Source organism: Xanthomonas hortorum pv. cynarae (assembly GCF_002939985.1).
Lineage (GTDB): Bacteria > Pseudomonadota > Gammaproteobacteria > Xanthomonadales > Xanthomonadaceae > Xanthomonas > Xanthomonas hortorum_D.
This window is the reverse complement of sequence record NZ_MDFM01000020.1, coordinates 1-23,555: the sequence shown is the minus strand read 5'-3', so window position 1 is coordinate 23,555 and position 23,555 is coordinate 1. Positions and strand designations below refer to the sequence as shown.

General features: G+C 62.8%; 23 protein-coding genes. 8 read left to right on the top strand and 15 right to left on the bottom strand.

The window, feature by feature from the left end:
- Positions 1–99 precede the first annotated feature (99 nt).
- Together XcyCFBP4188_RS14315 and XcyCFBP4188_RS14310 are read right to left on the bottom strand one after the other, a co-directional pair.
- Positions 100–2,466 (bottom strand): Tex family protein, encoded by a 2,367-nt coding sequence (locus XcyCFBP4188_RS14315; RefSeq protein ID WP_104592346.1) that lies wholly within the window; start codon positions 2,464–2,466, stop codon positions 100–102.
- A gap of 102 nt (positions 2,467–2,568) precedes the next feature.
- Positions 2,569–2,796 (bottom strand): hypothetical protein, encoded by a 228-nt coding sequence (locus XcyCFBP4188_RS14310; RefSeq protein ID WP_006450935.1) that lies wholly within the window; start codon positions 2,794–2,796, stop codon positions 2,569–2,571.
- A gap of 193 nt (positions 2,797–2,989) precedes the next feature.
- On the opposite strand from XcyCFBP4188_RS14310, the gene XcyCFBP4188_RS14305 reads away from it, so the two are divergent.
- Positions 2,990–4,201, top strand: coding sequence for an NAD(P)/FAD-dependent oxidoreductase (locus XcyCFBP4188_RS14305; protein ID WP_006450934.1), 1,212 nt, complete (start codon positions 2,990–2,992; stop codon positions 4,199–4,201).
- Here the strand turns inward: XcyCFBP4188_RS14305 and XcyCFBP4188_RS14300 are convergent.
- The 5 genes from XcyCFBP4188_RS14300 to XcyCFBP4188_RS14280 form a co-directional block, all read right to left on the bottom strand.
- On the bottom strand, positions 4,159–4,647 hold the full coding sequence (locus tag XcyCFBP4188_RS14300; protein WP_043909142.1) for a hypothetical protein: 489 nt from the start codon (positions 4,645–4,647) through the stop codon (positions 4,159–4,161). The genes XcyCFBP4188_RS14305 and XcyCFBP4188_RS14300 overlap by 43 nt on opposite strands.
- Positions 4,644–4,844 carry a PspC domain-containing protein gene (locus XcyCFBP4188_RS14295; RefSeq protein WP_006450932.1) on the bottom strand — a complete coding sequence of 67 codons (201 nt, stop codon included), beginning with the start codon at positions 4,842–4,844 and terminating at the stop codon, positions 4,644–4,646. Before XcyCFBP4188_RS14295 ends, XcyCFBP4188_RS14300 begins: the two co-directional genes overlap by 4 nt.
- A gap of 112 nt (positions 4,845–4,956) precedes the next feature.
- Positions 4,957–6,033, bottom strand: coding sequence for a class III poly(R)-hydroxyalkanoic acid synthase subunit PhaC (locus XcyCFBP4188_RS14290; protein ID WP_006450931.1), 1,077 nt, complete (start codon positions 6,031–6,033; stop codon positions 4,957–4,959).
- Positions 6,030–7,214 carry a class III poly(R)-hydroxyalkanoic acid synthase subunit PhaE gene (phaE, locus tag XcyCFBP4188_RS14285; protein ID WP_006450930.1) on the bottom strand — a complete coding sequence of 395 codons (1,185 nt, stop codon included), beginning with the start codon at positions 7,212–7,214 and terminating at the stop codon, positions 6,030–6,032. The genes XcyCFBP4188_RS14290 and phaE overlap by 4 nt, the downstream gene beginning before the upstream one ends.
- Before the next feature lie 55 nt (positions 7,215–7,269).
- Positions 7,270–7,932: a CDP-alcohol phosphatidyltransferase family protein gene (locus XcyCFBP4188_RS14280; RefSeq protein ID WP_006450929.1), complete on the bottom strand. Its 663-nt coding sequence runs from the start codon at positions 7,930–7,932 to the stop codon at positions 7,270–7,272.
- An 85-nt stretch (positions 7,933–8,017) separates the two neighbouring features.
- Here XcyCFBP4188_RS14280 and XcyCFBP4188_RS14275 point away from each other — a divergent pair, with 85 nt between their 5' ends.
- A complete protein-coding gene (locus XcyCFBP4188_RS14275) occupies positions 8,018–8,782 on the top strand; it encodes a 3-hydroxybutyrate dehydrogenase (protein WP_043909136.1) in 765 nt (254 codons plus the stop codon).
- 193 nt (positions 8,783–8,975) lie between these two features.
- On the opposite strand, the gene XcyCFBP4188_RS14270 is transcribed toward XcyCFBP4188_RS14275, so the two are convergent.
- The 3 genes from XcyCFBP4188_RS14270 to ppsR form a co-directional block, all read right to left on the bottom strand.
- Complete coding sequence (locus XcyCFBP4188_RS14270; protein WP_006450927.1) at positions 8,976–9,464, bottom strand: NUDIX hydrolase; 489 nt, start codon at positions 9,462–9,464, stop codon at positions 8,976–8,978.
- A 98-nt stretch (positions 9,465–9,562) separates the two neighbouring features.
- Entirely contained in the window at positions 9,563–10,066 is a 504-nt protein-coding gene (locus XcyCFBP4188_RS14265) for a DUF1249 domain-containing protein (RefSeq protein WP_006450926.1), read from the bottom strand.
- Between the two features lie 204 nt (positions 10,067–10,270).
- A complete protein-coding gene (ppsR, locus tag XcyCFBP4188_RS14260) occupies positions 10,271–11,092 on the bottom strand; it encodes a posphoenolpyruvate synthetase regulatory kinase/phosphorylase PpsR (protein WP_043889794.1) in 822 nt (273 codons plus the stop codon).
- Positions 11,093–11,234: 142 nt separating this feature from the next.
- Here ppsR and ppsA point away from each other — a divergent pair, with 142 nt between their 5' ends.
- Both ppsA and XcyCFBP4188_RS14250 read left to right on the top strand, forming a co-directional pair.
- Positions 11,235–13,628 (top strand): phosphoenolpyruvate synthase, encoded by a 2,394-nt coding sequence (ppsA, locus tag XcyCFBP4188_RS14255; RefSeq protein WP_104592344.1) that lies wholly within the window; start codon positions 11,235–11,237, stop codon positions 13,626–13,628.
- Positions 13,628–14,599: a mechanosensitive ion channel family protein gene (locus tag XcyCFBP4188_RS14250; protein ID WP_006450923.1), complete on the top strand. Its 972-nt coding sequence runs from the start codon at positions 13,628–13,630 to the stop codon at positions 14,597–14,599. The genes ppsA and XcyCFBP4188_RS14250 overlap by 1 nt, the downstream gene beginning before the upstream one ends.
- A gap of 203 nt (positions 14,600–14,802) precedes the next feature.
- On the opposite strand, the gene orn is transcribed toward XcyCFBP4188_RS14250, so the two are convergent.
- The 3 genes from orn to mntR form a co-directional block, all read right to left on the bottom strand.
- Positions 14,803–15,387 (bottom strand): oligoribonuclease, encoded by a 585-nt coding sequence (gene orn / locus XcyCFBP4188_RS14245; protein WP_104592371.1) that lies wholly within the window; start codon positions 15,385–15,387, stop codon positions 14,803–14,805.
- 70 nt (positions 15,388–15,457) lie between these two features.
- Positions 15,458–15,955, bottom strand: a complete 498-nt coding sequence (gene tadA, locus XcyCFBP4188_RS14240; RefSeq protein ID WP_006450916.1) for a tRNA adenosine(34) deaminase TadA — start codon at positions 15,953–15,955, stop codon at positions 15,458–15,460.
- 14 nt (positions 15,956–15,969) lie between these two features.
- On the bottom strand, positions 15,970–16,437 hold the full coding sequence (gene mntR / locus XcyCFBP4188_RS14235) for a manganese-binding transcriptional regulator MntR (RefSeq protein WP_043909134.1): 468 nt from the start codon (positions 16,435–16,437) through the stop codon (positions 15,970–15,972).
- A 145-nt stretch (positions 16,438–16,582) separates the two neighbouring features.
- On the opposite strand from mntR, the gene XcyCFBP4188_RS14230 reads away from it, so the two are divergent.
- From XcyCFBP4188_RS14230 to XcyCFBP4188_RS14215, 4 genes are all read left to right on the top strand, one after another.
- A complete protein-coding gene (locus XcyCFBP4188_RS14230; RefSeq protein ID WP_104592343.1) occupies positions 16,583–17,929 on the top strand; it encodes an Nramp family divalent metal transporter in 1,347 nt (448 codons plus the stop codon).
- A gap of 517 nt (positions 17,930–18,446) precedes the next feature.
- On the top strand, positions 18,447–19,271 hold the full coding sequence (locus tag XcyCFBP4188_RS14225) for an alpha/beta fold hydrolase (protein ID WP_043909326.1): 825 nt from the start codon (positions 18,447–18,449) through the stop codon (positions 19,269–19,271).
- A gap of 384 nt (positions 19,272–19,655) precedes the next feature.
- A complete protein-coding gene (locus XcyCFBP4188_RS14220) occupies positions 19,656–20,783 on the top strand; it encodes a Cache 3/Cache 2 fusion domain-containing protein (protein ID WP_104592342.1) in 1,128 nt (375 codons plus the stop codon).
- A 44-nt stretch (positions 20,784–20,827) separates the two neighbouring features.
- A complete protein-coding gene (locus tag XcyCFBP4188_RS14215; RefSeq protein ID WP_006451167.1) occupies positions 20,828–21,454 on the top strand; it encodes a DUF8082 domain-containing protein in 627 nt (208 codons plus the stop codon).
- Positions 21,455–22,090: 636 nt separating this feature from the next.
- Here the strand turns inward: XcyCFBP4188_RS14215 and XcyCFBP4188_RS23210 are convergent.
- Complete coding sequence (locus tag XcyCFBP4188_RS23210) at positions 22,091–22,921, bottom strand: hypothetical protein (RefSeq protein WP_104592340.1); 831 nt, start codon at positions 22,919–22,921, stop codon at positions 22,091–22,093.
- 41 nt (positions 22,922–22,962) lie between these two features.
- Positions 22,963–23,502, bottom strand: a complete 540-nt coding sequence (locus tag XcyCFBP4188_RS14200) for a hypothetical protein (protein ID WP_218972686.1) — start codon at positions 23,500–23,502, stop codon at positions 22,963–22,965.
- Positions 23,503–23,555: the final 53 nt, after the last annotated feature.

The following is a 23,555-nucleotide window of genomic DNA, read 5'->3' as shown; positions in this document are numbered from 1 at the left end:
AGCCAAGCTGCAGATCAGCGGCTCTACAACTGATCTATCCGCACAGTTGATCCATCCGCAAGGTACAACGCCCCCAAGACAGCAACCTGCCAACATCCCTCAAGTGCGCTTGGCGCGTGCAAACGCGGCTGCCAGCGCGTTGTCGGCCGGCGGTGCAGTGGTGCGCGGTTTGTTGTTGCCCTGCCCTGGGCCTCGCCCACCACCACCATCGCGCCGCCCCTGCCCTGGGCCGCCATTGCCGCGCTGATCGCGCGATTGGGCTGCTGCATCGGTCGGCGGCGGCGTGTCGGACAGGCGGCAGGTCAGCGCGATGCGCTTGCGCGCCACGTCCACCTCCAGCACCTTGACCTTGACGATGTCGCCGGCCTTGACCACATCGCGCGGATCCTTGACGAAGGTGTCCGACAGCGCAGAGATATGTACCAACCCATCCTGGTGTACGCCGATATCGACGAAGGCGCCGAACGCGGCCACGTTGCTGACCACCCCTTCGAGCACCATGCCGGGCTTGAGATGCTTGATGTCCTCGATGCCTTCGGCAAACTGCGCCGCCTTGAACTCGGGGCGCGGATCGCGGCCGGGTTTTTCCAGCTCCTTGAGGATGTCGCGCACGGTCGGCACACCGAACTGTTCGTCGGTGAACAACTCCGGCTTCAAGCCGCGCAGAAAGCTGCCATCGCCCAGCAAGGCCTTGATCGGCTTGCCGGTGCTGCCGACGATGCGCTCCACTACCGGATAGGCTTCCGGATGCACCGCCGACACGTCCAGCGGCTCGTCGCCATCGGCGATGCGCAGGAAACCGGCGCACTGCTCGAAGGTCTTGTCGCCCAGGCGCGGCACTTTGAGCAAGTCCTTGCGGCGCTTGAACGGACCGTTGTCGTCGCGATGGCGCACGATGTTTTCCGCCACCGTGCTCGATAGCCCCGACACCCGCGACAGCAGCGCCGCCGAAGCCGTGTTGACGTACACCCCGACCGCGTTGACGCAGTCTTCCACGCGCGCTTCCAACGCCTTGGCCAGACGATATTGATCCACGTCGTGCTGGTACTGGCCCACGCCGATCGCCTTGGGTTCGATCTTGACCAACTCGGCCAACGGATCCTGCAGACGCCGCGCGATCGACACCGCGCCGCGCAGCGAGACATCCAGGTTGGGGAATTCCTTGGCCGCAAATTCGGACGCCGAATACACCGACGCACCGGCTTCGCTGACCACGACCTTCTGCAGCTTGGCCGCGCCGCACAGCGCGATCGCTTCACCGGCCAGCTTGTCGGTCTCGCGGCTGGCGGTGCCGTTGCCGATCGCGATCAGTTCCACGTTGTGCTGCAGGCACAGCTTTTTGATGATTTGCAGCGACTGATCCCACTGCCGCTTGGGCTCATGCGGATAGATCGTCTCGGTGGCCACCAGCTTGCCGGTGGCATCGACCACGGCGATCTTGCAACCAGTGCGGATGCCCGGATCGAGCCCGAGCACCACGCGTGCGCCGGCCGGCGCGGCCAGCATCAGGTCCTTGAGGTTGTCGCCGAACACCGCGATCGCCTCGGCCTCGGCCTTTTCGCGCGCCTGGTTGAACAGGTCCAGCAGCAGATGCATGTGCAGCTTGGCGCGCCAGGTCAGCCGGCAGGCGTCCAGCAGCCAGCGGTCGGCAGGGCGGCCCTGGTTGGACACGCCGGCGCTGAGTGCCACCCGGCCTTCGGCATACTGGTGGCCGGCCTCGGCGTCGCTGCCCGGGTCCAGGTCCAGATACAGAAATTCCTCGCGACGCGCGCGGAACAACGCCAGCAAGCGGTGCGAAGGAATCTTTGCCAACGATTCGACGTGATCGAAGTAATCGCGGTATTTGGCACCGGCCTCTTCCTTGCCCTCGGCCACGCGCGCGCGAATCACGCCGTTGTCGTTCAACCAGCTGCGCAGCTCGCCGACCAGGGCGGCATCTTCGCCCCAGCGCTCCATCAGGATGGCGCGCGCGCCTTCCAGCGCTGCCTTGATGTCGGCAACGCCCTTGTCTGCATCGATGAACGGCGCGGCGGCCACTTCCGGCGCCTGTCTCGGATCTGCCAGCAACCCATCGGCCAGCGGCTCCAGGCCGGCTTCGCGCGCGATCTGCGCGCGGGTACGGCGCTTGGGCTTGTACGGCAGATACAGATCTTCCAGTCGCGACTTGGTATCGGCCGCGCCGATCTCGCCGCGCAATTCGTCGCTGAGCTTGCCCTGCTCGCCGATGCTGGACAGGATCGCTGCGCGGCGCTCTTCCAGCTCGCGCAGATAGGTCAGGCGCGTTTCCAGATTACGTAGTTGGGTGTCGTCCAGACCGCCGGTGACTTCCTTGCGGTAGCGGGCGATGAACGGAACGCTGGCGCCTTCGTCGAGAAGGGCGATGGCGGCGCGCGCCTGAGCGGGTTGGGCACCGATCTCGTCGGCGATGGTGCGAGCGATCTGCTGGGCAAGCTGACTATCGATCATGACGGCGCGGTAAGAACCGCTTCACTGAAAAAAGCATTTTCGCAGTGCTGGCCCGCCGCGGGAACCCGTTGACAGGGCACCCGTAAACCTATGCCGACGCGCTCAGCTGACGCGGCGCGCGTAATGGGTGGCTGCGCGCTCGACCAGAATGCTTTCGTGCAGCGATTCGAGCGCCATCACACGGATCTTGCCGACGTCTTTCAGCGGCACCATGCGCTCCACATAGACCTCCGGGCCGGCATCGGTCATCGCACGCGACTTGCTGAAGCCATAAGGCACAACGCCTTTGTCGCCATCTTTGCTGCCACCGACGTACAAAACGATCGACATACCCACACCCTCGTTAACAACTGTGACTACGTTAGTGGCGCGAGCATAACGACCGTGCCGTGAGGAGCTTTCCACGCACGTTAACGCCGGCTGTTTGCGGTTTGGTGACGGCCCCGCGTCTGCTCGATCTGCACGACCGCTTCACCCCGCTTGGCCGTCAAATTGCAGACCGCCCGCTCTCTGACGACACCGCATGGACCTCAAAAGTGGCTACCCGTTCTGGTCGATCCGCAACGGATTGATGCGCGCCTATCCGCGCCTGGAGCAAGACGCCCACTGCGAGGTCGCCATCGTCGGTGGCGGCGTCACCGCAGCCCTGATCGCGCACGAACTGCTCAAGCACGGGCACGACGTGGTGGTGGTCGAACAACGCGAGATCGGCTGGGGCAGTACCTCGGCCAGCACCGCCTTGCTGCAATACGAAATCGATACACCGATGATCGAGTTGGCCAGGCAACACGGCATGCCAGCAGCCGCGCTCGCTTACGGCGCCTGTGCGCAGGCCATCCTCGACTTGCAAGGCCTGTGCAATACGCTGGGCGGCTGCGACTTCACCCGCCAGGACAGCCTGTATTACGCGAGCCGGGCACGCGACCTGAAGGATTTACGCAGCGAGCTGGAGGCACGCCAGGCGCATGCCTTGCCGGTGGAGTGGATCGAGCGTGCGCCGCTGTGGCACAACTACGGCGTACGCTCGGAGGGCGCGATCCTCAGCCGCCTGGCCGCCAGCGTCGACCCGTACCGGCTGTGCTATCGCCTGTTCGCCGAGTGCGAGCAGTACGGTGCGCGCATCTACGACCGCAGCACGATTGCCACGCTCGAACCTCACGACCAGCACGTGGCATTGCGCACCCAGGACGGTGTCAGCCTGCGCGCGCGCCACGTGATCCTGGCTGCCGGTTATGGCAATCAGCAGTGGCTATCGCAACGCGTGGCGCGCAATCGCAGCAGCTACGCATTCGTGACCGATCCCTTGCATGACAGCGAGATGGGTGCGCTCAAGCACACCATGATGTGGGAAACCGCGCGTCCGTATCTGTACCTGCGCAGCACGCCGGATGGGCGCGTGGTGGCCGGTGGCGAAGACGACAACGTCGATCTCCCGGCACGTCGCGATGCGCGCGTCATGCGCAAGCTGAAGACCCTGCTGAAGAAGATCCAGCAGACGATGCCGGATGTAAGCTTGCGCCCGGTGTTTGCCTGGGGCGGCACCTTCGCCGAAACCGCGGACGGGTTGCCGTTCTTCGGCACTCACCCTCAATACGGGCCGCGCGTGTCGTTCGCAATGGCCTACGGCGGCAACGGCATCACCTATAGCGCGATCGGCGCCGAGCTACTGCGCGCGCAACTGGAAGGTAGACCTCATCCCTTGTCCGAGTTGTTCGGGTTCTCGCGACTGGGCTGAACCCACCACGGCCACCACCCGTGGCCGTGCATCGCATAGTGATCGGCAGCCCGCTCCAGCGGATTGCGCACATGGATGCCGCCGCACAGGACATAGACCGGCAAGAACAGCGGCCCGAGCAGCATGTATTGATAGACGTGTGCACGTTCGTGATCGCCCAAACGCACCGGCGGATGCTGGCAGCGGCCGGCGGCATGCGCATAGGTGCTGCACTGCAGATCGAGCGAGGCACCTTTCAACAGGATCACGTTGCCGAGCGTCATCGCCCCGCCCGGCCCCCATGGCCAGGCGTGGAAGACCAGTGCCAGCTCCTGGCTGGACCAGCGCGGGCGTGCGCCGAAACAGCTGCCCACCGCACCGATCACGATGCCGAGCACGGTGTTGGGCAGCGTCCACAACGCGCCCAACACCTGCACTGCGGGCCACCCGCGCGGGGCGGGCGTCAATCGGCCTGATTGGGGATCAGCAGCCACAGGATCAGATAGACCAGGATGCCCGGGAATGCGGCAGAAGCGATCGACACGATCACGAACAAGACGCGCAGTAACGTGGAGCTCCAGCCGAGCCGGCGCGCGATGCCGCCGACAACGCCGGCGATCATGCGATCGTTGAGAGAACGGGACAGCGTGGTGCTGGTGGACATGGCAAGGCTCCTGCAAACGTTGCGCGTAGTCTAAAAAGACCGGCGACAGCGTGTGGTGATGGCGACGGTGGCGTGCTTGATGGCAGAGGCTGGATCACGCCGTCGCGCCGCATCAGGCGTTGCCGCCACGCTCCTGCAGCCAGCGATGGATCGCCACCGGCACTTCGCGCTGCGCACGCCCGGAGACGTAGATACCGATATGCCCGCCGCGAAAACTCAGCTCGCTGTAATCGCCGCTGCCGACCAGGCCACGCAGCGCGCGCGAGGCATCGGGCGGCACCAGGTGATCGTGTTCGGCGTAGATGTTCAGCACGGGCATGTCGACGGCCTGCAGATCGACCGCCTGCCCGCCGATGCTCACCTGCCCCGTCACCAGCCCATTGCGCTGATAGAACAGCTTGACGAACTCGCGGAAGGCTTCGCCGGCCAGGTCGGGCGAATCGAAGATCCACTTTTCCATGCGCAGGAAATCTTCCAGCGCCTGCTTGTCGTCGAGGATGTCGAGCAAGCCGACGTACTTCTGCAGATTCAGCCGGAACGGCTTGAGCATCAGGTAACTGGCGTTCATCAGATCCGCCGGCACGTTGCCCATCGTATCGACGAACAGGTCCACATCGACCATGCGCGCCCAGTTTGAGAGCATGTTGTCGGGGGTGTGGAAATCCACCGGCGTGACCATGGTGATCAGGTTGCGTACCTTGGGCCGTTGCAAGGCGGCGTAGCACAGCGAGAACGTGCCGCCCTGGCAGATGCCGAGCACATCGACCGCTTCCAGACCTGATTGCGCACGCAAATGGTTAACCGCGCCGTCGATATAGCGCAGCAGATAATCCTCGAGCGTGAGGTAACGCTCGGAGCGGTCCGGGTAGCCCCAGTCCAGCACATAGACATCCTGGCCATGACTCAACAGGCCCTTGACCAGCGAGCGGTCGGCCTGCAGGTCGACCATGTACGGGCGATTGACCAGCGCGTAGACGATCAGCAGCGGCGTCTTGGCCACCGGCGCCTGTTCGCCGACGAAGCGATACAGCACCACCTTGCCGTCGCGCCAGATTTCTTCGCGCTCGGTGACGCCGTAATCCACGTCTTCCACCCCGGGCAGCAGCTTGAGCCCCTCGCGCAGCTTGCGCTGCATCGACAGGGTTTCCTGCATCAGGTCTTCGGCGCTGAATCCCAACGGGCCTTTCATGCCTGCGCTCCACGTGGCTTGCGTGCGGCCGCCTTGCTGGCGGGTTTGCCAGTGGCTGGCCTGGAGACCGGTTTCGAAGCGGTTGCTTGCTTGGCCGGAGACTTTTTAGCTTCAGTCTTTTTCGCTGCAGTCTTTTTGACGGCGCTCGCTGCATGCGCTGCTTCGGACACTGCGCTCGCCTTGGACGACGACGCACGCTTGGCCGTGGCCGATGCCACCGGATCTGCTGCCGGCGCTGCCGTAGGTTTGCTCGCCGGGCTCGCTGCAGTGCGCAGCATCCGCCGCACCGCGCGCTCCAGTTCGGCAATGCGGCGATGCGCAGCATCCATCTCCGACCGGGTCGGCATGCCGAAGCGCTCGCTCAGTTGCTCCACTTCTTCCTGCAGCGCGGCGCGCAGGCGCATATGCGCGTTGGCAAAGCCGCCGTACACCTCGCGGAACCGGTCGGACAACGCAATATCTGCGTAAGACTCTTCAGCCGCTTCGATCCACAGATCGAACAAGGCGCGCGCACTGGTCAGCTGGCTGCCGCTGCTTTCATGCTCGCCCAGCTTGGAGGTAAACCGCCCGAACGCCTGCTCGATGGCCGACTTGAGTTGTTCGCCATAAGCCTGCGATTGCGCCTGATAGTCCTGCTGCGCGCGTGCCAGCGTCTGCAGCCGCGCCTGATGATTGCGGTTCAAGCCGAATGCCGGCATCTGCAGCCAGGGCGCGTTTTCCTGCTGCCACTTTTCCAGACTTTGCGCTGCCTGCTGCAGCCACGGGTCGAACCCGCCCGGGCTGCCGCCGCGCAACGAGCCCAGCGTCCACTGCATCAGTTGCTCGCCCTGCCCTTGCACGGCCTGTCGCCAGGCATCGGAGACTTCGTTGGCCGAGGTATCGCGCCCGGCAAATTGCGCAGCCACCTGTTGCATGGTGCCGAACCAGTCGCCGGCCTGATTGCGGAAACGGTCGATCGCCTCCTGCGCCTGCGGTGCGGCCTGGGTGGGCAACAACTGCGACCACCAGTCCATCGCCTTGCGCCAGTCCTGCGGTGCGTCCGTGCCCGGCTCCATGCCTGGAACCGCACCCGGCGGCGCAGCGGAGCCGGACTGGCCGTGGCGCATGGCATCTCCCCAGGCGTTCCAGTACTGGCGCGCCTTGTCTTCGTTGCCATTGTCCGAACCGCTGCTTGCCATCATCCCTTCCTGTGCCTGTTCACCGAGCCATCCTACCGCGTGTGTCCCGGCGTGCCGGTCAGGGTTTGGGAATACGCAGCGTCTTGCTGATCATCAGCGAGCCGGAGACCGCAAACAGCAGCACCAACGGATGCAGCTGCCACGGCCCGAGCTGCCACTGGCCCCACCACAGGCTTTGACCGATATGCCCACTACTGGCGGCGATGGCGAGCAGGATCACCAGCAGCAGGCTGCTGGGAATCGGCGTGCCTTCGAAATACGGCACCTTGTCGGCCTCGCCTGCGATCTCTTCGGCGGTCACGTTGTAACGCGCCAACCGGCTCACGCCGCAGCAGACGAAATAGCTCAGCACCAACCAGTCCCAGCCGCCGCGCATGCCGCAGGCATAGCCCAGCGCCGCCGGCGCCACGCCGAAGGAGATCACATCGGCCAGCGAATCCAGCTCGCGCCCCAGCGTCGAGGATGCCTTGCGCCAGCGCGCCACGTGCCCGTCCAGCGCATCGAAGACGAACGCCAGCGGAATCAGCGCCATGCCCAGCAGCAGGTCGCCGCGATGGCCTTCCTGCAGAAAGCGCATCGAGGCAAACACCGCACCGGTGCCGCAGAAGGCATTGGCCAGGGTGAACCAGTCCGCGAGTTGGAAATCGCGCAGCATCGAGAAATGGCGTTTCATGCGCAGCCTGAGGTGATCGAGGCGCAAAGGGTAACGCGCGCGCGCCATGCAGGCGACCGTTTCGCGGGACTCGGCTAGTCTGACGGCCAGCGTTGCCGCCCTGGCCGCGCACGATTCCCGAGAAGGACACCCGATGCGCAGCATCCTGATCACCGGTGCAGGCAGCGGCATTGGCGCCGGCATCGCCACCGAGCTGGCCGCCGCTGGCCACCATCTGATCGTCAGCGATATGGACCTGGCGGCCGCCGAGCGCACTGCGCGCACTCTGCGCGACGCCGGCGGTTCGGCCGAAGCGCTGGCGCTGGCGCTGGACGTGACTGATGAAGATAGCGTTGTGCGTGCGCTGGCCAGCGCATCGCGCGCGCCGCAGGTGCTGATCAACAACGCCGGCCTGCAGCACGTGTCCGCGCTGGAAGACTTCCCGATGCAGCGCTGGGCGTTGCTGGTGGAGGTGATGTTGACCGGCGCCGCACGGCTCAGCCGCGCTGTCCTGCCCGGTATGCGTGAAGCCGGCTACGGGCGCATCGTCAATATCGGCAGCATCCATTCGTTGGTGGCCAGCCCGTACAAGAGTGCGTATGTCGCGGCCAAGCACGGTCTGGTCGGTCTTGCGAAAGTCATCGCGCTGGAAACCGCAGACTGCGACATCACCGTCAACACGTTGTGCCCCAGCTATGTGCGCACGCCGTTGGTGGAGCGCCAGATCGCCGACCAGGCACGCACGCGCGGCATTGCCGAAGACGCCGTGATCCGCGATGTGATGCTCAAGCCGATGCCCAAAGGCGCCTTTATCGCGTACGACGAACTGGCCGGCACGGTCGCGTTCCTGATGTCGCATGCCGCGCGCAACATCACCGGGCAGTCGATCGCCATCGATGGCGGCTGGACGGCGCAGTAATCGCGACTGGCGAAAATTTCACCAGTCGACTTGACAGCCTTGCGCCGCAAGGCGGGTGCAGAGTTGTCCACAGACTTGCGCAGGTTTCATCCACAGCAGATGTGGAGAAGTGCGCAGTGTGGCGACATGAGGTCACGTAACCGCAGGTCTACGCTGAAGCCATACTGTTGGGCTCGCTAGCGGAACCACGCACTCAGATGCGCGAGTACGTCCACGATTGCATGCGCCCGTCGCGATACGGCATCACGCCATGGAACGGACGCGGGTCGCCATCGAACACCAGCGGCAGGAAATTGCGGTCGCCTTCCCACATCGGCAGCTGCTCCATGCGATCGAGCGCTACCCATTCCAGCGTGCCCTCCGGGTTCGAGGCCTGCGGCTCGCCTTCGAAGCTGTGGATCAGGAAGACGAAGCCCAGCCAGTCTTCGCCGTGTTTGCCGAAGCCGGGCCAACTGATGGTGCCGCGCAATTGCATCTGGCCGCATTCCACGCCCGCTTCTTCGCGAATTTCGCGGCGCATGCCGGCCAGCACGTCTTCATGCGGTTCCACCTTGCCGCCGAGCCCGTTGTACTTGCCCAGGTGCTGATCGCCGGGGCGGGCATTGCGGTGGATCATCAAAACCTGGCTGCCGTCCGGCGACAACAGGTAGCCAAGTGTGGCGACGATAGGGGTATAGGGCATGGCACGCGATCTGACACGAAGCACATCAGTATGACCGATGCGCCATCAACAGCGGACGCGTCGTCAACAACGAGTGGGCACGGCAGCGACGCGCTCGCTCAGCCGATCTGCGAATTGGCGCGCGGCGGTGCAACGTGATCGTGATCCCGGCGCAGCGTGGCGACACCGTGACCGCGCTCGGCCAGATAGTCCAGCCATTTGCCGAGGAACGTATTCATGCGCATGCGATGGCTGATCAGCTCGGCCGGCGGCGGGAACATACCCATCACGTCCTGCCAGCGGCGGCCGACATAGCAATGCGTGGTCTCGGCCTGGCGCGCGTCGCGGTACAGCCGCACGTACGCGGAAGGATCGGGCTCCCCGGTCACGGGGTCGCACAGGTCGTAGGTCAGCCGCAGCTCCACCGTGTAGCGGTGGCACTCGATCACGTCCAGACGCAGATTCAGCCCATCGCCGATCGACGATACATAGGAGCCGGGAGCGAGGTCGGCCGGCGCGAACAGCCGGGTCAGGTGCTGGAAGTTCTCTGCATACAAGCCCATCAGCCAGCCGAACCGGCTCAACTTGGGGATGCGTTCGAGTTTGCTCAGTGCTTGCGCCATAAACCGATCCTACACGCTGCGCTGCCGCACGGGCAGCATTTACGACTGCCCATCGGCAGGCCTACTTTATTCGAGCATTGTCCCGCCCGCTTGATTTCGCTTGGGTTGTCAGCAAGCCGTCAGCCGCGTCGCGGCAGCACCCGGATTGTGCGTGAACGCGCTGCCTGCTTGCCCAATCCCGAATCCCGCCCACCAATCCCGGCCTCAAAACATCTCGCGCTGCAGCCCCAGCGTGGACAACACCTTGCTGGAGATTTCCTCGATCGAGGTATTGGTGGTGCTCAAGGTGGGAATCCGCTCCATCTGGAACATGCGCTCGGCGGTGGCGACTTCACGCCGGCAGGTCTCCGCCGCGCTATAGCGCGAATTGGCGCGCCGCTCCTGACGGATCTGCTGCAGCCGCTCCGGGTCGATGGTCAGACCGAACAGCTTGCTGCGGTAGTTGCGCAAGCGTGGCGGCAAACGTTCGTTTTCCAGATCTTCTTCGGTCAACGGATAGTTGGCGGCGCGGATGCCGTAATGCAATGCCAGATAGATGCAGGTGGGCGTCTTGCCCGCGCGCGACACTGCGACCAGGATCACATCGGCCTCGTCGTAATTGAGCGCGATGCCGTCGTCGTGGCTCAGCGCGAAGTTCATCGCATTGATGCGGCGGTGATAGGTCTCGAAGTCCACCATGCCGTGTGCGCGGCCCACCAGCGAGTGCCGCGGCGCGTTGAGCTCGCGCTCCAGTGGCTCGATAAAGGGCGCGAACACATCCAGCATCAACGCGCCGCTTTCGGCCAGGATCATGCTCAATTGTGGGTCGACGCACGAATTGACCACCACCGGGCGCACCTGGTACCGCTCGCCTGCCGCACGAATGCGCAGCGCGGCATCGCGCGCTTTTTCTGCATCGTCAATGAACGACATGCGGTCGGTGACGAAGTTGAATCCACTGAACTGGGTGAGCAGGCTATGCCCAATCGTTTCAGCGGTGATACCGGTTCCATCGGAGACGTAGAACACCGGTCGAATTGTTGACATCAAGGCCACCTCTTTGAACTGGTGTTCAAAACTTACGGGTTCATGCTTGTGCAGATTCCGCTGTGCACTGCATCATAGCGGCTTCTTCCTACGGTCGCGGCCATCCAGCCCGCTCGGGCGATGGCCTTACGGAGCATCGCGCTTGAACGAGAATATCCTGTGGTTGCATGAGCTACGCCTGGTCGATCTGGCCCGCGTAGGCGGTAAAAATTCCTCGCTTGGCGAGATGATTGGCAACCTGGCCGGGCTTGGCGTTTCGGTTCCCGGTGGATATGCGACCACTGCGGAAGCTTTCAAGGACTTCATCGCCCACAACGATCTGTCCAAGCGCATCTTCGACAAGCTGGCCACGCTGGACGTGGAAGATGTCACTGCGCTCACCATCGCCGGCAAGGAAATCCGCGGCTGGGTGATCGATGCGCCGCTGCAACCCGAACTGGACCGCGACATCCGCACCGCCTACGAACAGCTGTGCGCCGAAAACGGCGGCGGCGAAGTGGCGGTGGCAGTGCGTTCGTCGGCAACGGCCGAAGATCTGCCGGATGCCTCGTTCGCCGGTCAGCAGGAAACCTTCCTCAACGTGACCGGCGCCGACGATGTGGTGCACAAGGTCAAGGAAGTGTTCGCCAGCCTCTACAACGATCGCGCGATTGCCTATCGCGTGCATCACGGCTTCAAGCACGAAGACGTGTTCCTCTCGGCCGGCGTGCAGTTGATGGTGCGCTCGGGCGTGGGTGCAGCCGGCGTGCTGTTCACGCTGGACACCGAATCGGGCTTTCGCGATGTGGTGTTCGTCACCTCCAGCTTCGGCCTGGGCGAGATGGTCGTGCAAGGCGCGGTCAACCCAGACGAGTTCTATGTCTACAAGCCCACGCTCAACGCAGGCAAGCCGGCGATCCTGCGTCGCTCGCTCGGCAGCAAGGCGATCCGCATGGTGTATTCGGATGTGCCCGGCGAGCGTGTGCGCACCGAGGACACGCCGGTGGAACTGCGCAACACCTTCTCGATCAGCGACGAAGACGTGCAGGAGCTCTCCAAGCAGGCGCTGGTGATCGAAAAGCATTACGGCCGCCCGATGGATATCGAGTGGGCCAAGGATGGTGTCAGCGGCAAGCTGTTTATCGTGCAGGCGCGCCCTGAGACGGTGAAGTCGCGCAGCCATGCCACCCAGATCGAGCGTTTTTCGCTGGATGCCAAGGACGCCAAGATCCTGGCCGAAGGCCGCGCGGTGGGCGCCAAGATCGGCAGCGGCGTCGCACGCGTGGTGCGCTCGCTGGAGGACATGAACCGTGTGCAGGCCGGCGACGTGTTGATCGCCGACATGACCGATCCCGATTGGGAGCCGGTGATGAAGCGCGCCTCGGCGATCGTCACCAACCGCGGCGGCCGCACCTGCCATGCGGCGATCATCGCGCGCGAGCTCGGCGTGCCGGCCGTGGTCGGCTCGGGCAATGCCACCGACATCATCAGCGATGGTCAGGAAGTGACGGTCAGCTGCGCCGAAGGCGATACCGGCTTCATCTACGACGGCCTGCTGCCGTTCGAGCGCACCACCACCGATCTGGGCAACATGCCGCCTGCCCCGCTCAAGATCATGATGAATGTGGCCAACCCGGAGCGCGCCTTCGACTTCGGTCAGCTGCCCAATGCCGGCATTGGTTTGGCGCGTCTTGAAATGATCATCGCCGCGCATATCGGCATCCATCCCAATGCGCTGCTGGAATACGACAAGCAGGACGCCGACGTCCGCAAGAAGATCGACGCCAAGACCGCCGGTTACGGCGATCCGGTGAGCTTCTACGTCAACCGTCTGGCCGAAGGCATTGCCACGTTGACCGCCTCGGTGGCGCCGCACACGGTGATCGTGCGTTTGTCGGACTTCAAGTCCAACGAGTACGCCAACCTGATCGGCGGTTCGCGCTACGAGCCGCATGAAGAGAACCCGATGATCGGCTTCCGCGGCGCCAGCCGTTACGTCGATCCGTCCTTCACCAAGGCTTTTGCGCTGGAGTGCAAGGCGGTGTTGAAGGTGCGCAACGAGATGGGCCTGGACAACCTCTGGGTGATGATCCCGTTCGTGCGTACGCTGGAAGAAGGCCGCAAGGTGATCGAGGTGCTGGAGCAGAACGGCCTCAAGCAGGGCGACGGTGCCGATGGAAAGCCGGGCCTGAAGATCATCATGATGTGCGAGCTGCCGTCCAACGCGCTGCTGGCCGACGAGTTCCTGGAGATCTTCGATGGCTTCTCGATCGGCTCCAACGACCTGACCCAGCTGACCCTGGGCCTGGACCGCGACTCGTCGATCGTGGCGCATCTGTTCGATGAGCGAAATCCGGCAGTCAAGAAGCTGCTGTCGATGGCGATCAAGTCCGCGCGCGCCAAGGGCAAGTACGTCGGTATCTGCGGCCAGGGGCCGTCGGATCACCCGGAACTGGCCGAGTGGTTGATGCAGGAAGGCATCGAGTCGGTGTCGCTGAATCCTGACACCGTGGTCGACACCTGGTTGCGTCTGGCCAAGTTGAAGAGCGAGAGCTGATGGGACTGTTGGGTGTGGTGTGGGCGGCGGCTGCGGGAGCAGTCGCCGCAAAGCCGGCAGCGGCGGCCACCAAGGTGGCGGAGCCGGCGTTCAATTGGGCCAACATCCCGTGGGCGCAGTACGCGCTCAATTGGGGGTTGGCGCTGCTGATCGTGGTTGTCGGCATGTGGCTGGCCAAACAGCTCAGCCAGTGGCTGCATCGTGCGCTGACCCGCGCGCGTATCGAGATCACGCTGACCAACTTCCTGCGCAACGTGCTGTATGCGTTGTTGCTGGTGCTGGTCTTCGTCAGCGCGTTGAGCAAGATCGGCGTGCCGCCGACCTCGCTGATTGCGGTGCTGGGTGCGGCCGGTCTGGCGGTCGGTCTGGCGTTGAAGGACTCGCTGTCCAACATCGCCGCAGGCGTGATGCTGATCGTGCTGCGACCGATGCGCGATGGCGACCATGTCGTGATCGCAGGCCAGGAAGGCATCGTGGACGAGATCCGGATCTTTCAGACCCGGCTGCGCTCGTTCGACGAACGCATGATCACCCTGCCCAACAGCACGATCACCACCTCGCCGATCGTCAATTACAGCACCCTGCCCAACCGTCGCCTGGAAGTGACCGTGGGCGTGGGCTATGGAGACGATCTGAAAAAAGCCCAGCAGTTGTTGCTGCAGATCGCCAAGGAGAATCCGAACCTGCTGGATTCGCCCGCACCATTCGTGCAGGTCACCAACCTGGGCGAAAGCACGGTGGATCTGATGTTGTTTGCGTACGCGACCAACGGCAACTTCGGCGCTGCCAAGAGCACCACGCTGGAGCAGATCCGCAACCAGCTGCTGGAAAACGGGCTCAATATCCCGTACCCGCAGCGCGACCTGCATGTGTATCACCATGATGCCGACGGCAAGCCGATCTCGGATCTGCTGCTGAAAGGCATTGCCGACGATGGCGATTTGAGCAAGGGGCCGTCGCTGGCGCGTTGATGGCGCGTTGATGGCGCGTTGGTGTTTAAAGCAATCCGTCATGCAAAAGGCCGCATCCAGTGATGCGGCCTTTTTGTTGTGTGGCGTCTCTGGCGCCTGCTGCATCGAACGGATGAGCCTGAAGATACGCAACTTCCGACTTGCAACGTTCGCTGCACACCAGTCGCAGCACGCCGTCGGCGTGCTGCGAACCAGTGCCGCCCTTATCCCTGCGCGCCACCCTGGTTGGCACCACCCAACGCGCCCATGAACTGGCGATAGTGGCGTAGCTCGTCGATCGAATCGCGCACGTCGCTCAGCGCGGTATGTGCCGAGCTCTTGGCAAACCCATTGGCCACCGTCGGCGCCCAGCGCCGTGCCAGCTCCTTGATGGTGGACACATCGAGATTGCGGTAGTGAAAGTAGCGCTCCAGGCGCGACATCTGCCGGTGCAGGAAGCGGCGATCCTGGCAGATCGAGTTGCCGCACATCGGCGAGGCGCCGGCGCGGATCCATTCGCTCAGGAACGCCACGGTCTGCGCTTCGGCCTGCGCATGGGTGACCTGGCTATCGAGCACGCGCTGCCACAGGCCCGAACGGCGGTGCTGATTGCGGTTCCATTCGTCCATCGCTTCGAGTTTTTCCAGCGGATGGGCAATGGCCAGTTCCGGCCCCTCGGCAAGCACGTTCAACTGCGCATCGGTCACGATGGTGGCAATCTCGATGATGGAATCGCGATCGGTATCCAGCCCGGTCATTTCCAGATCGATCCAGATCAGTCGGTCGTTGCTCGCAAGGTTGTCTGCCATATCGCCGTCCTGTGGAGGGCCGTCGCCGGCCAGATGCTGAAGGGCGCGCATCATACCGCGGCCGCGCCGCTCAGGGCGCGAGGGGCGGCTTGCCACGCTTGGCCCTGAAGTAATTGGTCAGCCGCAGGCTCGCTTCTGCTGCAAGCACCCCGCCGCTGACCTGCACGCGATGATTGTGACGCGGGTCGGCCAACAGGTCGAACACGCTGCCGCAGGCGCCGGTCTTGGGGTCGCTGGCGGCGAACACCACCCGCGCGATACGCGCATGGATCATCGCCATCGCACACATCGCGCAGGGCTCCAGGGTGACGTACAAGGTGCAGCCGATCAGCCGGTGATTGGCCAGCCGGCGGCCGGCCTCGCGCATGGCCATGATTTCGGCATGCGCAGTAGGGTCGTGGCTGGCGATATTGAAGTTCCAGCCTTCGCCCAGCACGTTGCCATCGGCATCGACCAGCAACGCACCCACGGGGATCTCGTCATAGTCGCGCTCGGCACGCTCGGCCAGTTGCAGGGCGCGCTGCATCCATTGCTGGTCGATCGGCGACTGCGCCGCGTCGAGGGGCATCTCCACCGATGTGCTCACGCGGCGCTGCCGCCCTGGCGATCCAGGAAGGCGGCGAATGCAGCGACAGTGGCCTCGCTGACATGGTGCTCAATGCCCTCGGCATCGCGGCGCGCGGTAGCCTCGTCGATGCCCAGGGCCAGCAGGAAGCGCTCGACGATCTGGTGGCGCTGCCGGCTGGACGCGGCCAGCGCCTCGCCGGCCGGGGTCAGGAACACGCCGCGGTACGGGCGCTGCACCACCCAGCCATCGCGCACCAGCCGCTTGAGCATCTTGGCCACGGTCGGCTGGGCCACGCCCAGGCGCGCGGCGATATCGACCTGACGCGCTTCGCCACCGTCGACCAGCAGATCGGAGATCAGTTCCACATAGTCCTCGACCAACTCGGCGCGACGCGCTTCGCGCACCTGACGGAAGCTTTCCATATGCACCTGCGCATCGATCAGCACCGGCGCGGCGGCTTCCTGCTTTTCGCTCTTGCCCACCCTCTTCCTCATCATCGCGTCCGGCGCCAGTGCCGGTGTGCGTAGTGTGAAGCACGCCGCCGATCATTACGATTGAGATTGCCAATGCTCAACAGCATAGCAGTTGCTATATCATCGCTCCGATCCCTCGCCGATGCCGTCTCGCATGTCAGCCGACACCCTCTCGCACACTCATCCGCCCACCCCCGCAGCGCATTCCGCCAACGGCGGTCTGGGCGAGCACCACGCCAGCGTCGCCGTGCCCAAGGGCGGCCACTGGTGGTTCCGCTTGCTGGCATTCCTGGGGCCGGGCTACATGGTGTCGGTGGGCTACATGGACCCGGGCAACTGGGCCACCGATCTGGCCGGCGGCTCGCAGTTCGGCTACCTGCTGCTGTCGGTGATCCTGCTGTCCAACGTGATGGCGATCGTGTTGCAGAGTTTGTCGGCACGGCTGGGCATCGCGACAGGCCTGGATCTGGCCCAGGCCTGCCGGGCGCGTTACCCGCGCGGGGTCAACCTGGCGCTGTGGGGATTGTGCGAGCTGGCGATCATCGCCTGCGACCTGGCCGAAGTGATCGGCACCGCCATCGCGTTGAAGCTGTTGTTCGGCATTCCGCTGACCATGGGCGCGATCATCACCGCGGTCGATGTGGTGTTGGTGTTGCTGCTGATGAACCGCGGTTTCCGCGCGCTGGAAGCGTTCGTGATGGCATTGCTGCTGATCATCTTCGTGTGCTTCGGCATCCAGATCGCGCTGGCCGCACCGCCGATCGCGGCGGTGTTGGGCGGCTTCATTCCGCGTGCGCAAGTGATCACCGATCCGCAGGCCTTGTATCTGGCAATCGGCATCATCGGTGCGACGGTGATGCCGCATAACCTGTATCTGCATTCGTCGATCGTGCAGACGCGTGCGTATCCGCGCACCGATGTGGGGCGCAAGTCGGCGTTGCGCTGGGCGGTGACCGACAGCACCGTGGCCTTGATGTTCGCGTTGTTCATCAATGCCTCGATCCTGATTCTGGCAGCGGCGGTGTTTCATGCACAGGGCCGCACCGATGTGCAGGAAATCGAACAGGCACATGCGCTGCTGGCGCCGATGCTGGGCGTGGGCCTGGCCTCGACTTTGTTTGCGATTGCGTTGCTTGCTTCAGGCGTGAACTCTACGGTGACTGCAACATTGGCCGGTCAGATCGTGATGGAAGGATTTTTGCAACTGCGGCTACCCCCGTGGATACGCCGCCTGCTGACCCGCGGCATCGCCATCGTGCCGGTGGTGATCGTGACCTGGCTGTACGGCGAAGCCGGCACTGCGCGGCTGCTGGTGCTCAGCCAGGTGGTGTTATCGATGCAGCTGCCGTTTGCGGTGATTCCGCTGGTGCGCTTCGTGTCGGATCGTCAATTGATGGGCACGCTGGTGGCACCGGCGTGGCTAGTGCGCATCGCCTGGGTGATCGCTGCGGTGATCGTCTGTTTGAACATCAAGCTGTTGTGGGATACCGCGCTGCAGTGACCGGCGATGTCGGTTGAGGCTGAGCGAGCCTCATCGACTCGCCATCCATTCGAAGCGCGTGTGCGATCGCCTGCACGATGCACGCTGTTGCCGCACGACCGAGTCTGCTTGACCAACGCGTTTCGCAGCCGCCACTTGCTTTGATCGACCAGATCACAGTCAGCCTGCACCACGGCGACAGTGCGCACACGTGTGCAATCTGCTTGCTGCTTGCGCGGGTCTACTGAGTGGATGCACCGGTGTGTCCACGGCCTGCGCTGCATTCGCGCCGCGCTTCGCAGAGACAGCCATGACGCTTCACGCTGTCAAGCGACGACCGGGATGCATGCCCTCGCCCACAGGAGTGTTTATGCATCCGTTCGAGCCCACTCCGGCCGACGCCGGACGCCGCAGCTTTCTCATCTCCAGCACGGCCGCCGTGGCAGCGTTGTCCCTGCCCGCTCTAGCCAGTGCCGCCGCAGCCGTGCGCTCACCTCCCTCCACACTGCCCCACCCGACCAACAACGGAGTCAACCCGATGTCCACTTTCGTCACCCGCCCCGACGGCGCTAACATTTTCTACAAGGATTGGGGCAAGGGCCAACCGGTCGTGTTCTCGCACGGCTGGCCGCTCAGCGCCGATGCCTGGGATGCGCAGATGCTGTTCATGGGCCAACACGGCTTCCGTGTGATTGCGCACGATCGTCGCAGCCACGGTCGTTCGACCCAGACCTGGGACGGCAACGACATGGACACCTACGCCGACGATCTGGCTGCGGTGATCGAAAAACTGGATCTGAAAGACGCGATCCTGGTCGGGCATTCCACCGGCGGTGGCGAAGTGGCGCATTACGTGGGCCGCCATGGCAGCAAGCGTGTGGCCAAGGTCGTGCTGGTCGGCGCGGTCCCGCCGCAGATGGTCAAGAGCCCGACCAATCCGGGCGGCCTGCCGATCAGCGTGTTCGACGGCATTCGCGACGGCGTGGCCAAGGACCGTTCGCAGTTCTATCAGGATCTGACCACGCCGTTCTTCGGCGCCAACCGTGACGGCAACACCGTCACCCAGGGAATGCGCGACTCGTTCTGGCTGCAGGGCATGCTGGGCGGCCACAAGGGCCAGTACGACTGCATCAAGGAATTCTCGGAGGTCGACTACACCGCCGACCTGAAGAAGATCGATGTGCCGGCGCTGGTGGTACATGGCGACGACGACCAGATCGTGCCGATCGATGCGTCGGGCAAGTTGTCGGCCAAGATCATCAAGCACGCCGAACTGAAGATCTATGCCGGTGCGCCGCATGGTCTACCGGTCACCCATGCCGACCAGTTCAACAAGGATCTGCTGGCGTTTGCCAAAGCCTGAGCGGTTTCACGCTGCAACAAACAAAAGGCCGGCTCGTGCGAGTCGGCCTTTTGTTTGTGTCGATACGCTGCGTGCAGACGCGGCACAGGCCGGTCACCGGCCGTCGGCCAACACCCATAGCGTCGTCCTCCGCTAATACGCGCCGCCTGTCTGCCCAACCCTGCCCTCGACTTTACAACGAGGTCGCCCATTCTTGAACGCAGCGCCAGGCAGCGTGACCGCCGCCCTGTCAAATCGACCGGCTTGCGCTATGGTATGCACCGCCGAGCGGCAAGGGGGCCGCTTCAGCATCGTGTGCGACAGCCGATAACGGCTACGTCCGGACGCAGCAAAGCGCAGCGGCGGCACTCGATCCAATCACTAAACGCGTTCAGGGGAATTGCGATGCTTCGTCACTCTTTGCGGGTGCGCCTGCTGTTGCCGGTGCTGGCCTTGGTGCTGGTCGTGGTGGTGGCACTGACGGTCATTCTGGCCATTACCGAAGCGAACCGGGTCAAGTTCGAGACCGGCGACGCCATTGAGCGCCAGTCGGTGTCCTTGCAGACCCTGTTCTCGGTCACCCGCGCGATGATGCTCGATCGCGTCAATTCCTCCATGCGCCAGCTGCGCAAGGAAGCCAACGCACATGGCGCTGCAAGCGTCGGCGCGGAGGTCAGCGTTGCCGATCGCACTGCTAACGATCTGCTGCTGGGCCAGAAGTCGCAGGCCAATGAGTTCGGCATGCTCGACGATGTGACCGCGATCCACGAAGGCACCGCCACGCTGTTCTCGCGCACCGGCGATGACTTCGTGCGCATCTCCACCAACGTCAAGAAGGACGACGGCAGCCGCGCCATCGGCACCGTGCTCGATCCCAACGGCCAGGCCGCCGCCAAGCTGCGTAACGGCGAAAGTTTCTACGGCGTGGTCGACATCCTCGGCAACCCGTACGTCACCGGCTACGAGCCGATCTTCGCCGGCAACGACAAGCGCGTCATCGGTGCCTGGTACGTCGGCTATAAGGCCGACACGCAGGCACTGGAAAACGTGGTCAGCAGCCGTCGCGTGCTCGACTCCGGCTTCATCGCCGTGTTCGACAGCAAGAACAAACTGCGCTTCCAGTCCACCACCGGTGCCACCACCGACACTGCCACCATCGAACGCATCGTCAAGGACAGCCCCGGCGACTGGGTCGTGACCAAGCAGGAAGTGCCCGATTGGGGCTTCACCCTGGTCTCGGCCTACCCCAAGAGCGACGTCAATGGCGTGATCGTGCGCCAATCGCTGTGGATCGCCGGCATCGGCCTGCTGGTCTGCGCGTTGCTGCTCGGCCTGCAATGGGCATTGATCTGGAGCCGCGTGTTGCGCCCCATCCAGCATTTGACCACCGTGGCCGAAGAACTGAGCCTGGGCAAGTGGAACCACACCATCGACGAGGTCAATCTCAAAGATGAAATCGGTACCCTGGCGCGCGCCATCTCGCGCCTGTCCAACAGTGTTCGGCTGGCCATGGAGCGCCTCAGCAAACGCTGAGCCGCTCGCACCCACTCCGTACCAGATGATGCAAGGAAGACGCCATGTCCACTGAATTCCGTCAGCTGATCGAGATCCTGCGCGAGCTCAAGGCGCTGGCATTGAAGAAGGCGTCCGGCTTTCTGTTCATCGTCACCGAGGAAAACCACTCCTGCATCGTCCGCCTCAATGCCGGGCAGATCGAAGAAGTGGTGTTCCGCATGCTGCGCAACGACGAGGCGGTGCAACGCCTCACCATGGTCAACGCGGCAAAGGCCCGTTTTCAGACCGACCCCGGCGCCGGCATGGGCAAGCCCTCGCTGCTCAGCGATGACTCGCGCCAGTGGTTGATGGGTGGTTTCGAGCAGGATCTGGGTGGCGCGCCGGCTGCGCCGCGTGCGACAGTTGCACCGGCAGTCGTGACGGCCGCAGCAACGCCTATCGCGGCACCGAGCGCAGCGCCTGCATCCGTCGGCGGTGGATCTGCACCCGACGAGCGCGTCCGCGATGCATTGGAAAAAGTCGCGCTGAACTACCTCGGCCCGATCGCCGGCATGCTCTGCGACGAAGCCTGGGAGGCATCGAGCGACATCGAGCAAGTGCTCAATCAGCTTGGCGCCAACCTCTCCACGCCGCAGGAAACGCAGAAGTTCATGGCAGACGCGCGCGTGGCGCTGGCCAAGCTGCGCTGACGGATACTTTTAATAGATCCAGGATCAAGCCGCGCATTGCGCGGCTTTCTCTTTAGCAAGTACCGATAATTCCCGTTCGACTTGCCGGCACACTGGAAGACTTGATCGAGTTGGATTGGGTCGCGCGCAGTGGTGATGTTTGCGACACGCACGCCGGCTATCAAGCCAGCAGTTGACCCATGCCTCGATGCGGTGCACCGACAAGACCATTCCATTGCCCGACCGGATTGCCATAACGACAAAGGCGCCTTGCGGCGCCTTTGTCGTTTAAATCACCCCACTCTATCATCAATAGGAGATTCACATCCCCTTGTAGCGCGGTTTATAATGCGCCAAGCATTCCAATGCCATGAAAAATACCACACCCCTACTTCTTCGATTTTCGCGCGACCAGCTCGGCGCGCATGCATGCGGATGACTCCGCCATGTCCCGGCGTAACTCGGCCAACTCGTCTCGGGATAGTTCCACGACTCGCCGGCGTTCCAGCTCGCCTTGTGCCCATTCGATGGAACGGCACATGTCCTGGCGTAGCACCTGGATCTCCGCTGGCGTGAGGGAGCAAGGGTAGTCTTTCATTTGATGCCATTCTCCTAGCAACATCATGGTGTCTGCACCATTACCCCGATGATAGACATCTATTCGTCCTCCATCACCCTTTCATAGGTACAGCCCCGCCTGATAGAGGCCTCTTGGATTGTGAACTTCGGTCCTAACTCGATCTGTAGCGCATGCATACGCAGACCAAAGAAATCGAAATGTTGAAGGTCTGTCTTTAATTCTTCAATAAAAGTAGATTTGTAGGCATTTGCATCAAACCCTTGAAACGGCACGTCAGCCATATCCAATGCAATAAAAATTCTCGAAACAGCAGAATTAAATATCGGCAACAAGTCCAAATATACCTGCTTAGTCGGATAGCGATCTTTTCTTGCTTTTTCCCACACTCTCTCGAAGGCAAGACCATTTTCAAGAGTAACGAACCTAGGCAAGGCGTTGGCTTTACCCATCTGATTAAGATAGACAGATTCACGACGCGGATCGAGGCGCTCATAAATATCTTCTAACTTGATCAAGTGCATCATCGGCGGAGGGTCGCCACCTGTTGTTCGATGCCTGGCTATTAGGTACTCCGCCCCATGCAGGCGTTCTGGCTTGCCATCTAACCAAATCGTTTGATGCAAGCTTTGGAACAAAGGATGATCACGATGATGGAGGGCATTGCGTAGAGCAATTAGTAAACTGCTATCAGGACAGCCATGAAAATCGAATAAACCCTGCGACACGTCATACAAGGTATGGAAGCCCTCAAGGTTATGCTCGAATGCTCGGTCGAGATTGTGGATAGCCTCCTCTTGATCGATTGCGACCAAGTCTCGATACCTGATGAAGGCCTCGCCGTAGAGCCTCATGGCGTTAGCAAAACACCCAAGAGCGCTGGCAATATTCTTTACTGTTATATCGTCCATCCGCTGCGCCTACCGGTTAAAAGGCATGACTGTCTCGGGACTCATGTGTCGAGCATGTCCCATTCATCGCCGAGCACCCAGCGTATTGCAGACAGCTTGCCATTGATCATCCCCCACTCGAAGTCGGTCCAAGGCCCCAGCTCTTCAGTGCCGAGCTCTTCTTCGGCCCTCTTCATTGCGGCGAGCATCCCTTCCCAAATCGTATCTACCATTAGGTTTCGCCGTTCTTCCGGGGAAGCTTGGTCCCAAACCTCTTTAGGCACCAACTTTTCTTTACCGTTTTCGACGCGATCAATGATGTTCCATTTCCTGTTGTACCAAACCTGCGTTGTCAGCTTGCTCTCCGCCTCAAGAAGCTCCGAAAGCTGTCTGGGATCTTGGTTGTATTCACGCTCGAATCTGGTCTCTTCGATCAGGTCGCTCGCGAACTCGCCGAGCAGCGCACTAAGGTTGGTTTCGTATCGCGATCTCACACCATCAAAGAGCGGAGCCAAATCGGAATGAGGGCTACGCGTATCAGCCCCTTTTTGGCTGAAGTCGTGGATGTTGTGTGATACGCCCAGGGTTCCGTAGACACTCAAGACCCTCGTTGCGCGTAGCGCCGTTCAAACTCTACAGGGGACAGGTCGCCAGT